The 14,051-nt window shown below is 66.6% G+C and carries 9 protein-coding genes; 2 read left to right on the top strand and 7 right to left on the bottom strand.

Annotated elements, in window-relative coordinates; all coding sequences use genetic code 11:
• Positions 1 to 25 precede the first annotated feature (25 nt).
• The 7 genes from ACA097_RS24800 to pbpG all read right to left on the bottom strand — a co-directional run bounded on the left by ACA097_RS24800 (position 26) and on the right by pbpG (position 10,813).
• Positions 26 to 1,480: a mechanosensitive ion channel domain-containing protein gene (locus tag ACA097_RS24800; protein ID WP_371366609.1), complete on the bottom strand. Its 1,455-nt coding sequence runs from the start codon at positions 1,478 to 1,480 to the stop codon at positions 26 to 28.
• 214 nt (positions 1,481 to 1,694) lie between these two features.
• Positions 1,695 to 3,086: an efflux transporter outer membrane subunit gene (locus tag ACA097_RS24805; protein ID WP_371366611.1), complete on the bottom strand. Its 1,392-nt coding sequence runs from the start codon at positions 3,084 to 3,086 to the stop codon at positions 1,695 to 1,697.
• Positions 3,083 to 6,274 (bottom strand): efflux RND transporter permease subunit, encoded by a 3,192-nt coding sequence (locus tag ACA097_RS24810; RefSeq protein WP_371366613.1) that lies wholly within the window; start codon positions 6,272 to 6,274, stop codon positions 3,083 to 3,085. The genes ACA097_RS24805 and ACA097_RS24810 overlap by 4 nt, the downstream gene beginning before the upstream one ends.
• Before the next feature lie 117 nt (positions 6,275 to 6,391).
• On the bottom strand, positions 6,392 to 7,624 hold the full coding sequence (gene mexE / locus ACA097_RS24815) for a multidrug efflux RND transporter periplasmic adaptor subunit MexE (protein WP_371366616.1): 1,233 nt from the start codon (positions 7,622 to 7,624) through the stop codon (positions 6,392 to 6,394).
• A 367-nt stretch (positions 7,625 to 7,991) separates the two neighbouring features.
• Positions 7,992 to 9,128 (bottom strand): acetyl-CoA C-acyltransferase, encoded by a 1,137-nt coding sequence (locus ACA097_RS24820; protein WP_371366618.1) that lies wholly within the window; start codon positions 9,126 to 9,128, stop codon positions 7,992 to 7,994.
• A gap of 27 nt (positions 9,129 to 9,155) precedes the next feature.
• The gene (locus tag ACA097_RS24825; RefSeq protein ID WP_371366620.1) at positions 9,156 to 9,689 is read right to left on the bottom strand and encodes a PaaI family thioesterase; all 534 of its coding nucleotides are present in this window, start codon (positions 9,687 to 9,689) and stop codon (positions 9,156 to 9,158) included.
• A gap of 212 nt (positions 9,690 to 9,901) precedes the next feature.
• Positions 9,902 to 10,813 carry a D-alanyl-D-alanine endopeptidase gene (gene pbpG, locus ACA097_RS24830; protein WP_043253094.1) on the bottom strand — a complete coding sequence of 304 codons (912 nt, stop codon included), beginning with the start codon at positions 10,811 to 10,813 and terminating at the stop codon, positions 9,902 to 9,904.
• A gap of 478 nt (positions 10,814 to 11,291) precedes the next feature.
• Between pbpG and ACA097_RS24835 the strand changes: the two genes are divergently transcribed.
• Together ACA097_RS24835 and ACA097_RS24840 are read left to right on the top strand one after the other, a co-directional pair.
• Positions 11,292 to 12,974 carry an AMP-binding protein gene (locus ACA097_RS24835; RefSeq protein WP_371366622.1) on the top strand — a complete coding sequence of 561 codons (1,683 nt, stop codon included), beginning with the start codon at positions 11,292 to 11,294 and terminating at the stop codon, positions 12,972 to 12,974.
• A 12-nt stretch (positions 12,975 to 12,986) separates the two neighbouring features.
• Positions 12,987 to 14,042: an AraC family transcriptional regulator gene (locus ACA097_RS24840; RefSeq protein WP_160287475.1), complete on the top strand. Its 1,056-nt coding sequence runs from the start codon at positions 12,987 to 12,989 to the stop codon at positions 14,040 to 14,042.
• Positions 14,043 to 14,051: the final 9 nt, after the last annotated feature.

A 14,051-nucleotide genomic window follows, 5' to 3' on the forward strand; every position in this document is an offset into this window, starting at 1 on the left:
ATCTTGCCGCTGCCGGACCGCAGCCTCAAGCGTGGTGACGAAGGCCCGATAGCCATTGCAGCAAGCCGCGGCGACGCGGGCGGACGGGGGCCTCGACCAGCAGCGCGGCGGTGGCCTGCTGGCGATAGTCGAGCAGCCGGGCCATGGCCTCGGCGATCTCCTGGCGGGCCTCCAGGCAGGGCTGCAGGGCGTCGCCGGGGATGCGGTACAGGCGCCCGTCGCTCAGTGCGCTGAAGCGCGCCTGCCAGCCGCTGCGCGAGAGCACTCCGGCCTCGCCGATGATCTCGCCGGGGCCCATGCGCCCCGCTTCGATGCTGCCGTCGCTGCGCGGCAGGGTGACGCTGACCACCCCGGACTCGATGATCAGCAGGTCCTCGCTGACCTCGCCGATCTCCAGCAATACCTGGCCGGCCTTGAAGGGCTGCGCGTGCATGTGCGAGCTCAGGACGTCTTTCTCCTCGTCGGTCAGCGCGGCGAACAGCGGCGACTCGCCGAGCAGGCTTCGCGCCCGCGGCAATTCAGTGCGGGTGGCGAGCGCTTCGGCGTTGCTCAGCAGGACGATGCCGGCTGCTTGCAGGTGGCGGAAGGCGAGGTCGTAAAGCTGGTTGCGCACCTCGCGCTTCTCGCCCATGGAGGCGACGTAGCCGCTCATCTCGTACTCCACGCCGCTGCCAGCGGACTTGCGGATGCCCACGCTCGGCGCCGGTTCCGGCAGCAGCGCGCGGCAACCGCCCAGGGCGCGTTGCAGGGCATCCAGCACAGTGCGCGGGCGCACCAGCGGGCTGATCTCGACCGTCACACTGACGCCATAGAGGTTGGCCGGTCGACTGAGGTTGAGCAGCTTGGCCTTGCCGGCCAGGGAGTTGGGGATCACCGCCAGACTGCCCTGCGCGGTCTGCAGGTAGGTAGAGCGCCAGTCGATCTCCACCACCTTGCCCTCGGTGCCGTCGATGCTGATCCAGTCATCCAGTTGGTAGGGCTTGGTGGTGTTGAGGATGATCCCGGAGAACACGTCGCTCAGCGTGCTCTGCAGGGCCAGGCCGAGGACGATGGCGACCACGCCGGAGGTCGCCAGCAGGCCCTTCACTGGCAGGTCTAGAACGTAGCCAGCCGCCGCGATCACCGCGACGAGGAAGATCAGCGCGCCTATTACTTCCTGCAGCAAGCGCCCGGCATGACCGACCCGTTGCAGCAGGAAGGCGCCGATCAGCACCGTCAGGCAGCGCGCACCGAACAACCACCACATGATCTGCAGGAAGGTCGCCACCAGGTGACTGGGCAGGTCTTCCGGCCAGGGCGCCTGTTGCAGCGGGCTGATCCCGGCATTGAACAGCAGCAGGCTGTAGAGCAGGAAGAAACCCAGGCGCAGCGCCACCCGCCACCACGGCCGCTGTGCGTCGAGCAGGCGCCAGAGCAGCAGGTCGAGGAGCAACAGGAAAGGAGCGACGAACAGCGGGTGCGCGGTGAGCAGGGCTTGCATCGGGTGGGTCCTTGGGTGTGGGTCCCAAGAAGATGGCACAGGTTGCGGGAGGTTTCGCGGGGTAAATCGGCGGGACTCCGGTTCGCGAGCAAGCTCGCTCCTGCAGAGGAACATCCACGCGGGCGGTATCGACGCGCGGCGGAAATAAAAAGGCCCCGCGGTCGGCAGCGACTAACCGCAGGGCCAATGGCCGGAGAGTGGCCGGAAAAACCAATCAGGCCTGGGGCTGCCAGCCGCCGCCCAGCGCCTTGTAGATCGCGACAATGCCGCGGTAGACGTCGACTTCGGCGAGCGCCTGGGCGTCTTCGGCGGCCAGTTGCTCACGCTCGGCGTCGAGCAGATTGAGGAAGTCCAGGGTCCCTTCGCGGTACTGCACGCCGGCCAGCTCCGCCGCCTTGCGGCTGGCTTCGGACTGGCGCACCAGGACCAGCATGCGCTGCTGGCGCTTGCCGTAGTCGCTGAAGGCGTTGGAGGACTCTTCCAGGGCCAGCAGCACCTGCTGTTCGTAGGTCGCAAGCGCGGCGTCGGCGTCGGCCTTGGAGGCGCGAAGGCGCGCCCGCACGCTGCCCAGGTCGAACGCGGCCCAGGTGATGCTCGGGGCCACGCCCCAGGCGCTGGCCGCCGAGGAGCCGATCTGCGAACCGCGTCCGGCGGTGTAGCCGAGGAAGCCGCCGAGGCTGACTTTCGGGAACAGGTCCGCCGTGGCCACGCCGACATCGGCGGTGGCGGCGGCCAGGCGGCGTTCGGCGGCGCTGACGTCAGGGCGACGGCGCAGCAGCTCGCTCGGGTCGCCGATCGGCAGGGCCTTGGCGATGGCCGGCAGCTGCTTCGGCGAGAGGTCCACCGAGAGCTGGTCCGGGCGCTGGCCGAGGAGGGTGGCGATGCGGTTGCGCTGGCGCACTTCCTCGGCCTGCAGTTGCGGCAGCGTGGCTTCGGTGGCGGCCAGGCGGGCTTCGGCGCGCTGTACGTCCAGTTCGTTGCCGACGCCGTTGTCGCGCAGCTGAATGGTCAGGTCGCGCGACTCGCGCTGGTTCTTCAGGTTGTCGCGGGCGATGCCATCGCGCAGCTGAGCGCCACGCAGTTGGCCGTAAGCGTCGGCCAGCTCGGCGATCAGGCTGACCTGCAACTGCTGCAGGTCGGCCTGGATCGCCTGACTGGTGGCGTCGGCCGATTGCAGCTCGCGGCGCACGCGGCCGAACAGGTCGACTTCCCAGATCATGTCGAGGCCCAGGTCGTAGCGCTCCTGGTTGACCCGGTCTTCGGTCTCGCCGGGCACCTGGCCCTTGCCGATCTGCGAGGAGGCGCGGCTGGTCACGGTCGGGTAGCGATCGTTGGCGACGTCGTCGCGGATCGCCCGCGATGCCAGCACGCGGTCGTAGGCCACGCGCAGCTCGCGGTTGTCCTTCATGGCCTGCTCGACCAGTTGCGACAGCACCGGGTCGTCGAACTGCTTCCACCAGGCGTCCTCGAAGCGGCCGCGGTCGAGGTTGGCGCCGCTGGTGTCGAGTTGCGCCGGCGCGGTGTCCGGCTGCTTGTAGTCGGGGCCGACCATGCAGGCGCTGAGGCTCAGGGCCAGCAGCGCCGGGGCGAAGACTTTCAATTTCATGCGTGGCTAGCCTCGTGGTTCAGGGTGGCGCGTTGCTGTTTCTTCGCTTCGCGGGCTTCCATGAAGCGACGGATGAGCACGTAGAACACCGGCGTCAGCAGCAGGCCGAAGAAGGTCACGCCGAGCATCCCGGAGAACACCGCGACACCCATGGCATGGCGCATTTCGGCACCGGCGCCGGAGGACAGGACCAGCGGCACCACGCCCATGATGAAGGCGATGGAGGTCATCAGGATCGGCCGCAGGCGCAGGCGGCAGGCTTCCAGTACGGCGCTGACGCGGTCCATGCCTTCTTCCTGTTTGTCTTTGGCGAACTCGACGATGAGGATCGCGTTCTTGCACGCCAGGCCCACCAGTACGATCAGGCCGATCTGGGTGAAGATGTTGTTGTCGCCGCCGGAGAGGATCACCCCGCCGATGGCCGACAGCAGCGTCATGGGCACGATCAGGATCACCGCCAGCGGCAGCCCCCAGCTCTCGTACAGCGCGGCCAGCACCAGGAAGGCGAGCAGCACGCAGAGCGGGAACACGTAGATCGCGGAGTTGCCGGCGAGGATCTGCTGGTAGGTCAGGTCGGTCCACTCGTAGGTCATGCCGTTGGGCAGTTCCTGCTTCAGCAGTTTCTCCATCGCCGCCTCGGCCTGGCCGGAGCTGTAGCCGGGGGCTGCCGCGCCGTTGATCTCGGCGGTGATGAAGCCGTTGTAGTGCATCACCCGATCCGGGCCGGAGGTGTCGCTGACCTTGATGAAGGTCGCCAGCGGAACCATCTCGCCACGGTTGTTGCGCACCTTCAGCTGGCCGATCTGCTCGGGCTCCAGGCGGAATTGCTGGTCGGCCTGGACGTTGACCTGGTAGGTGCGGCCGAAGCGGTTGAAGTCGTTGGCGTACAGCGAACCCAGGTACACCTGCAGGGTGTCGAAGATGTCGCTGATGGCCACGCCGTGGGTCTTGGCCTTTTCACGGTCGATGGCGGCATCCACCTGCGGCACGTTCACCTGGTAGCTGGTGAACACCGACATGGGGTTCAGCTCGGGCGTCGCACGGGCCTTGGCGAGGACGTTCTGCACCTGCTTGTACAGCTCCTCGTAGCCCAGCCCGCCACGGTCCTCGACCTGCACGCGGAAGCCGCCGATGGTCCCCAGCCCCTGTACCGGCGGCGGCGGGAAGATGGCGATGTAGGCGTCCTGGATGTCGGCGAACTGCTTGTTCAGTTCGGCGGCGATCTCGTTGGCCGACATGCCCGGGCCCTTGCGCTGGTCGAAGTCCTTCAGCGGGGTGAAGACGATGCCGCTGTTCGGGCTGTTGGTGAAGCCGTTGATCGACAGGCCGGGGAAGGACACGGTGTGCTCGATGCCCGGGTGCTTGCCGGCGATGTCCGACATGCGCTTCATCACTTCCTCGGTGCGATCGAGGGTGGCGGCGTCGGGCAGTTGGGCGAAGGCGACCAGGTACTGCTTGTCCTGCTGCGGCACGAAGCCGGTCGGGGTGCTGGAGAAGCCCAGCCAGGTCAGCGCGATCAGGCCGCCATAGATCAGCAAGGCGATGGAGCTGCCGCGCAGCACGCGGGTGACGGTGCCGACGTAGCCATGGCTGGCGCGGTCGAAGAAGCGGTTGAACGGGCGGAACAGCCAGCTGCCGAGCAGCTTGTCGAGCAAGACCGAGAAGCGGTCCTTCGGCTCGTGGTGCCCTTTCAGCAGCACGGCCGAGAGCGCCGGCGACAGGGTCAGGGAGTTGAACGCCGAGATCACCGTGGAGATCGCGATGGTCAGCGCGAACTGGCGGTAGAACTGCCCGGTGAGGCCGGAGATGAAAGCGGTCGGTACGAACACGGCGCAGAGCACGAGCGCGGTGGCGATGATCGGCCCGGTCACTTCCTTCATGGCGCGCTTGGTCGCTTCGACCGGCGTGAGGCCGAGGCTGATGTTCCGCTCGACGTTCTCCACCACCACGATGGCGTCGTCCACCACGATGCCGATCGCCAGCACCAGGCCGAACAGCGACAGCGCGTTGAGCGAGAAGCCGAAGGCGTGCATCACTGCGAAGGTGCCGATCAGCGACACCGGCACGGCGGCCAGCGGGATGATCGAGGCGCGCCAGGTCTGCAGGAACAGCACGACCACCAGCACCACCAGGATCAGCGCTTCGAACAGGGTGTGCACCACCGCCTCGATGGAGCCGCGGACGAAGATAGTCGGGTCATAGACGATGGAGTAGTCCACGCCCTGCGGGAAGGTCTTCTTCAGTTCGGCCATCTTCGCGCGCACCTCGTTGGAGATGGCGATGGCGTTGGAGCCGGGACGTTGGAAGATCGGGATGGCCACGGCCGGCTGGTTGTCCAGCATGGAACGCAGGGCGTACTGGCTGGAGCCGAGTTCGACGCGGGCGATGTCCTTCAGGCGGGTGATCTCGCCGTTGGGGCCGCTGCGGATGATGATGTTCTCGAACTCTTCCTCGGTGACCAGGCGACCCTGGGTGTTGATCGACAGCTGGAAGCTGGTCGCGCTCGGGGAGGGCGGTGCGCCCAGGGCACCGGCGGCCACCTGCCGGTTCTGCTCGCGGATGGCATTGACCACGTCGGTGGCGGTCAGGTTGCGCACGGCCACCTTGTTCGGGTCGAGCCACACGCGCAGCGAGTAGTCGCCCATGCCGAACAGCTGCACGTCGCCCACGCCGTCCAGGCGCGCCAGCTCGTCCTTGATGTTGAGGATGGCGTAGTTGGACAGGTAGAGCATGTCGTAGCGCTTATCCGGCGAGGTCAGGTGCACGACCATGGTCAGGTCGGGCGAAGCCTTGTCGACGGTAATGCCGATGTGCGTGACCTCTTCCGGCAGCTTGGGCTCGGTGCGCGTTACGCGGTTCTGCACCTGCACCTGGGCGTTGTCCAGGTTGGTGCCCAGGGCGAAGGTGATGGTCAGGGTCAGCTTGCCGTCGGCGGTGGACTGCGAGGACATGTAGAGCATGTTCTCGACGCCGGTGATGGCCTGCTCCAGCGGCGCGGCGACGGTTTCGCCAATCACCTTGGGGTTGGCGCCGGGGAAGTTGGCGCGCACCACCACGGTGGGCGGTACCACTTCCGGGTATTCGCTGATCGGCAGCTGGAACAGCGAGATGGCCCCGCCGATCAGGATGATCAGCGAGAGCACGGCGGCGAAGATCGGCCGCTGCACGAAGAATTGCGAGAAGTTCATGGTTCGTTCCTGATGCGCTTGCGGCGCGAAACCCTGGACAAAGGTCACCCGTGGCCCTGGATGGGGCCAGGGCCGGGTACTGCGTTCTCGTGGAGCCCCGTCAGGGGCGCATTGCCGTCAGATACGGCTGGGCTTGCTCGGCGACTGCTCGGCAACCTTCTGCGGGTTGGCGGCTTCCACCGCCTGCAGTTGGCTGGCCAGGGCGGCTAGCGTATCGGGGCTGGCCATGGGCACGCCCTGGGCTTCCACCTGGGCGCCGGGGCGTACGCGTTGCAGGCCGTTGACGACGATGCGGTCGCCCTTGGCCAGGCCGCTGCGGACGATGCGCAGGCCTTCCAGTTTCGGCCCGAGCTCGATGCTGCGGTAGGCGACCTTGCTGTCGGCGCCGACCACCAGGACGAACTTCTTGCCCAGGTCCGTGCCGACCGCTTCGTCCTTGATCAGCGCCGCCGGGTAGGTGCCGGAGCCGACCAGTTTCAGCCGTGCATAGAGGCCGGGGGTGTACAGGCCTTCCTTGTTGTCGAACACCGCGCGGCCGCGGATGGTGCCGGTCGCCGGGTTGACCTGGTTGTCCAGGAAGTCCAGCTGGCCCAGGTGCGGGAAGCCGTCCTCGCCGGTCAGGCCGAGGTACACCGGGCTCGCGCCGCGGGCGTTGGGGCCGCCGGAGCGGGCCAGCTTCATGTACTTCAGGTAGACACGTTCGTCGGCGTCGAAGTAGGCGTACACCTTGTCGGTGGAGACCAGGGTGGTGAGCAGGGTTTCGCCGGTGTTGACCAGGTTGCCGGCGGTGACGTCGGCGCGCGAGACGCGGCCGTCGATGGGCGCGGTGATCTGGGTGAACGACAGGTTCAGGCGGGCGTTGTCCAGCTCGGCCTGGGTCGCTGCGACCTGCGCGCGGGCTTCGGTGGCAGCGGCGCTGCGGGCGTCGGCCAGTTCGGCGGAAATCGCGTTGGTGGCGCGCAGGCGGTCACCGCGCGAGGCTTCGTTGGCGGTGCGAACCTGGTTGGCCTTGGCCTGTTGCAGCTGGGCCTCAAGGCGATGCACTTCGGCCTGGAAGGGGCGCGGGTCGATCTGGAACAGCAGGTCGCCTTTCTTCACCAGGGCACCTTCGCGGAAGGTCACCTTGTCGATGTAGCCGGAAACGCGCGGACGCAGTTCGACGGACTCCGGAGCCTCCAGGCGGCCGGTGAACTCATCCCATTCGTTGATCGGTTGTTCGATGACTTCGGCCACGCTGACTTTCGGCGCGGGCATCGACTGGGCGGTGTCCTGCGCCTTGCCGCAGGCGCTGAGCACCAGCACGGCGGCCAGCGCGAGGGGGATACGCAAGGTGTTGAGTGGACGCTCCATGGGAAGGCTCCGGCAATTTTGGTTTTAATGGGCGGAGTCTGCTGGCGAGGGCTCTAAGTCGCTAATCGAACGAGAGAATTTTGATTATCACGGGAAGTGATAGGTGCTTTTGCGTCATACGCACAAATCGATGGCGGAATAATTGCAATAGGGGGAGGCGCGGCATTCGACTGTAGGAGCGAGCTTTCTCGCGAACTGAATGGCACGGTGTCTCCCTGTAGGAGCGGCCCATGGCCGCGAATCGCGCGGATGGCGCGCTCCTACAGGTGGACATCGGCGTGGTTTTTTCGCGGATAAGATCCGCTCCTACCGGGCACAAAAAAGGGGGCCGCTAGGGCCCCCGAAACAGCTGTGACAGGCCGTCAGATCAGTTGCGTACCGCTTCGAGCAGGGTCGCCACGCCCTGGCCGCCGCCGATGCATTGGGTGGCGATGGCGTAGCGGCCGCCGGTTTCCTTCAGCAGCGCCGCTGCCTTGCCGGTGATGCGTGCGCCGGTGGCGCCCAGCGGGTGACCGATGGCCATGGCGCCGCCGTGCAGGTTGACCCGGTCCTCGTCCAGATCCAGTTCGCGCAGGCAGGCCAGGGCCTGGCTGGCGAAGGCTTCGTTGATTTCCACCAGGTCGATGTCGGCCATGCTCAGGCCGGCACGGTCGAGCAGCTTGCGCGTGGCGTAGAGCGGGCCCATGCCCATGATTTCCGGCGGGCAGCCGACCACCGAGATGGCCTTGATGCGCGCCAGGATGTCGAGGCCGTGGCTGCGGGCGAAATCCTCGCTGCACACCAGCACTGCAGCCGCGCCATCGGTGAGCGGCGAGGCGGTGCCGGCGGTGACGCTGCCGCCGAAGGCTGGCTTCAGTTGTGCCAGTGCTTCCGCGTTGGTGCCGGGGCGGATGCAGCCGTCTTCCTCGATGCGGCCATTGGGGGTGTCGATGGCGACGATCTCGGGTGCGAGCAGGCCCAGTTCGCGGGCACGGGCAGCTTTTGCATGCGAGCGCACAGCCATGGCTTCCTGGTCTTCGCGGGAGATGCCGTAGCGTTGGGCGACGATCTCCGCGGTTTGCCCCATCGGCATGTAGGCCTGCGGGAACTCGTTCAGCAGGCGCGGGTTGGGCGAGATGTTGAAGCCGCCCATGGGCACGCGGGTCATGGACTCCACGCCCGCGCACAGAAATGCCTCGCCGGCGCCGAGCTGGATTTGCCCGGCGGCGAAGTGCACCGAGGTCATGGACGAGCCGCAGAAGCGGTTCACCGTGGCGCCGGCGACGCTTTCCGGCAGGCCGGCGAGGAAGCCGACGATGCGCCCGAGGTTCATGCCCTGTTCGGCCTCGGGATAGGCGCAGCCGATGATCAGGTCCTCGATGCGCGCCGGGTCCAGGTCCAGGCGCTGCACCAGCCCCTTGACCGTCTGCGCGGCGAGGTCGTCCGGGCGGACGTCGATCAGGCCGCCTTTCTTGGCGAAGTGGAAGGGCGAGCGGGCATAGCCAGCGATGACGACGGAAGTCATGGAGTTCTCCAGTAAAGGCGGGCCTGTTTAGCGGCCGAGGATCAGGCAGGTGGTGGAGCCGGTGGCGTAGAGCTTGCCGTCGACGTCGTAGAGCCGGCCTTCGGCCAGGGCCGTGCTGCGGCCGATGTGGATCACCGTGCCCTCGGCACGGATCGGCCCGGTGTCCTGCGTCATCGGGCGGATGTAGCTGATGCGCAGGTCGGTGGTGGTGTAGCCCAGGCCGGGTTCCAGCCGGGTATGGATGGCGCAGCCCATGCACGAGTCGAGCAGGGTCGCCGAGTAGCCGCCGTGCACCGTGCCCATGGGGTTGTAGTGCTTGCGCTCGGGCGTGCCCTGGAAGACGAAGCGGCCCGGCGCCCATTCCACCGCGAGGAAGCCGATCAGCTCGTTCATCGGCGGGGGCGGCAGCTCGCCGTCATTGATGCCCTGGAAGAAGGCTTCCGGGGTCCGGGCGCGCAGATCGGTAGTGGGGATTACACCCGACGGCGCCAGGCGTGCGCGAATGGCCGCGGCCTGGGCGTTCCAGGCGGCGATCTTGTCGTCGCGGGTCAGGTCTTGCATGGGGAAGCCTCCGATTGGGCAGCGCGAAAGCGGCGCTGCCGGAGGTTTCAAGTTAAATTACGCATGTAATTTAAACAAGGCATGATGTGCGTAATTTAAATGGCGAATCCGTCAAGACGGGCGGCAGATACGGCAGGTTTTCGAGCGGGGAATGAAGCGGGAGTCGGAGGAGAGGCGCGAACGGCGGGCCCAGGCCCGCCGTTCGCCGGGGATCATTCGGCGGCTTGCATGCCCTGACCCTTGGAGCTCTTGTAGTGCAGGGCGACGGCAGGCACCGGCGAGGCCTGGCCGGTTTCCACCCAGCGGCGGATACGCGCGGCGTCCGCAACGTGGGTGCGCTTGCCGAAGGCATCGAGCAGCGCCAGGGCGACCGGACGGCCGTTCATCACGGTGACCATCACCAGGCAATGGCCGGCGTCGTTGGTGAAGCCGGTCTTGGTCAGGCGGATATCCCATTTGCCGGCGCGCACCAGCGGGTTGGTGTTGAAGAAGCTCAGCGAATAGCCCGGATGGCTGAAGCGCGCGTCCTTGGTGGCAGTGGTGCTCAGTTCGCGGATGGCTGGGTACTGGTACGCGGCCTTGACCAGGCGGATCAGGTCATGGGCGTTGGAGACGTTCTGCGGCGACAGGCCGGTCGGCTCGACGTAGTGGGTGTGCAACATGCCCAGCGACTTGGCCTTGGCGTTCATCGCCTTGACGAAGGCCACGCTGCCACCTGGGTAGTGGTGCGCCAGGCTCGCGGCGGCGCGGTTCTCGGAGGACATCAGGGCCAGCTGCAGCATCTGCTTGCGGTCGATGATGCTGCCGATGTGGACGCGCGAGAACACGCCCTTCATTTCAGCGGTTTCCGAGATGTTGACGTCGATCGGCTCGCTCATCGGCAGCTTGGCGTCGAGCACCACCATGGCGGTCATCAGCTTGGTCACCGAGGCGATCGGACGGACCACGTCGGGCTTGCTGGAATAGATCACCTTGTCCGAGTCCAGGTCGACCACCAGGGCGCTGCCGGAGGCCAGCACCAGGGTGCCGGGGGTGGCTTCGTGTTTGCTGGCGGCGAGGGCAGGCAGGGAGAGGGCAGCGGAACAGGTGAGGATCAGGCCGAGTATCGATCGACGTGTGTTCATGGCGTGGATTTCACGTAAGGAAAAGGGGCTACGTCCGTGTAGGTAATTTCCTGGAAATTCTAATCCATGGCCGACACCTTCGCACCTGTATGCGACACGCCGGCCGATGGAATTTCAACGGCTTACGTACGCTACTGCGTGTATCACTTTGAGACGGGCTGCGACGCTGCCAGGCGCCCGGCGGCGCGCCGCTGTCGGCAAGCGTGGAAACCGCGTCCGCTTGTCGCGAACTGTGACAGGCGGACCGTTCGTCGGCAGCACGAATGCAATTATAAGTATATGAAATAAAAAGGATTTCTAATTCATGGCGCGAAACTTGAAGGTCTATGCTGGATGAAACGGAGGCAGAAGGTCAGGGTTGCGTTTACCTTTACGTTAACGTAAACATCACCGAAAGCCGCCGACCGGCCGGTCACGCCCATCGCCGTGGGCCCGGCCCCGAGCACTGTCCCAGAACAAGCACAACCAAGGGATCGCTATGAACCACCCCAGCTACACCCGTGGCCGCCAGGACAAACCGCTGCTGGCCATGACCATAGGCGCTGCCTTCGACGCCACGGTCAGCCGCTTCGCCAATCGCGAGGCCCTGGTCGTGCGGCACCAGAACCTGCGCTACACCTGGGCCCAGCTGGCCGATACGGTGAACGCCATCGCCCGTGCCTTCCTCGCCCTCGGCCTGCGCCAGGGTGACCGCGTGGGCATCTGGGCGCCGAACTGCGCGCAGTGGTGCATCACCCAGTTCGCCAGCGCCAAGGTCGGCGCCGTGCTGGTCAACATCAACCCGGCGTACCGCACCAACGAGCTGGAATACGCGCTCAAGCAGTCCGGCTGCAGCTGGCTGATCTGCGCCGACGCCTTCAAGACCTCCGACTACCACGGCATGCTCGCTGAGCTGCTGCCGGAAATGGCCGACTGCCGCCCTGGCGAGCTATCCAGCGCGCGCCTGCCGGAACTGCGCGGCGTGGTCAGCCTGGCCAGTCAGGCGCCGGCCGGCTTCCTGCGCTGGGACCAGCTGGAAGCCATAGGCGCCGGCGTAAGCACTGAGGAGCTGGCCGAGCGCGAGGCGCTGCTGCAGTTCGACGAGCCGATCAACATCCAGTACACCTCCGGCACCACCGGCTTCCCCAAGGGCGTGACCCTCAGTCACTACAACATCCTCAACAACGGTTTCATGGTCGGCGAGAGCATCGGCCTCACCGAGCACGACCGCCTGGTGATCCCGGTGCCGCTGTACCACTGCTTCGGCATGGTCATGGGCAACCTCGGCTGCCTGACCCACGGCTCGACCATGATCTACCCGTCGCCCAACTTCGAACCCGAGGCGACCCTGCAGGCCGTGGCCGAGGAGCGCGCCACGGCGCTCTACGGCGTGCCGACCATGTTCATCGCCGAGCTTGACCACCCGCGCCGCGACGAATTCGACCTGTCCAGCCTGCGCACCGGCATCATGGCCGGCGCCACCTGCCCGATCGAAGTGATGCGCCGGGTGATCGGCGAGATGCACATGGCCGAGGTGCAGATCGCCTACGGCATGACCGAGACCAGCCCGGTATCGCTGCAGACCGGCCCGGAAGACGAGCTGGAGATCCGCGTCACCACCGTGGGTCGCACCCAGCCGCACCTGGAGAGCAAGATCATCGACGGCGACGGCCGCATCGTCCCGCGTGGCACCATCGGCGAGCTGTGCACCCGCGGTTACAGCGTGATGCTGGGCTACTGGAACAACCCGCAGGCGACCATGGAAGCGGTCAGCCCGGCGCGCTGGATGCTCACCGGCGACCTGGCGGTGATGGACGACGCCGGCAACGTGCGCATCGTCGGGCGCAACAAGGACATGATCATTCGCGGCGGCGAGAACATCTATCCGCGCGAGATCGAGGAATTCCTCTATACCCACCACGCGGTGGCCGACGCCCAGGTGATCGGCATCCCCGACGAGAAGTACGGCGAGGAGCTGGTGGCCTGGGTCAAGTTCCACCCCGGCCATAGCGTGGTCGAAGAAGAGCTGCGGGCGTTCTGCAAGGCGCGCATCGCGCACTTCAAGGTGCCGCGCTACTTCCGCTTCTGCGACGACTTCCCGATGACGGTGACCGGCAAGGTGCAGAAGTTCCGCATGCGCGAGATCAGCATCGAGGAGTTGCGCGCTGGCAAGACAGGCTGACGGCGAGGCGCCATGCCGATAGAAAAGGGCACCATCTCCATCCGTCTGGTCCGTGAGGCCCTGGCCGACTCCGTGCGCCAGGGCCTCGACGCGTCCGCGCTGCTGGCCCAGGCGGGGATCGCCGCCGAGCTGTTCGACAAGCCCTACGCGCGCGTTTCGATCCAGTCCTACTCGCGGCTCTGGTTGCGCCTGGCGCGGCAGCTGGACGACGAGTTCTTCGCCATGAACCGCCGGCGCATGAAGTCCGGCAGCTTCAACTTCATGGCGCGCACGGCGATCCACGAAGGCGCCCTGGAAGCGGCGCTGCAGCGGGCCCTTGAATTCGTCGGCCTGATCTTCGACGACCTGACCCCGCGCCTGCTGACCCAGGAGGGCGTGGCGGCGATCCAGATCGACGAAGGCGAGGGCGAGCCGCAGCGCGCATTCTGCTATTTCACCCTGTTCCTCATGCTGCACGGCCTGGCCTGCTGGCTGGTGGGGCAACGCATTCCGATCCTCGCCATCGACCTGCGCTGCGCGCAGCCGGAGTACATCGAGGACTACCGGGTGATGTTCAGCGACAACCTGCGCTTCGGCCGCCGGCAGACGCGCCTGCTGTTCAACGCCGAGGCTTTGCAGCTCTCGGTGCGCCGCGACGAGCGCGAACTGCGGCGCTTCCTGGCCGGCGCGCCGGCGAACATCCTGGTGCGCTATCGCGATCCGCAAAGCCTTACCGCGCGGGTCAAGGCGTACCTGCGCAGCATCCGCTGCGAGCGCTGGCCCGACCTTGACGCCCTGGCCGGGCACTTCTTCATGGCGCCCTCGACGCTGCGCCGCAAGCTGGCCGGGGAAGGGCATTCGTACCAGGCGCTGAAGGACCAGCTGCGCCGCGACCTGGCCATCGCCCGGCTCGACCGCGGCGAGGGCAATTTCGCCGAGCTGGCCGAGGAACTCGGTTTCGCCGACACAAGCGCCTTCTACAAGGCGTTCCGCAAGTGGACCGGCTCCACGCCGGGCCAGTATCGCCAGTTGATGCAGCCGGAAAATGCCTGGCAACAGGCCTCCAGAAAACCGCCGTCGGGCCGATAACCCACGCAT

The sequence above is a fragment of the Pseudomonas sp. QL9 genome (genome assembly GCF_041409665.1).
Lineage (GTDB): Bacteria > Pseudomonadota > Gammaproteobacteria > Pseudomonadales > Pseudomonadaceae > Pseudomonas > Pseudomonas knackmussii.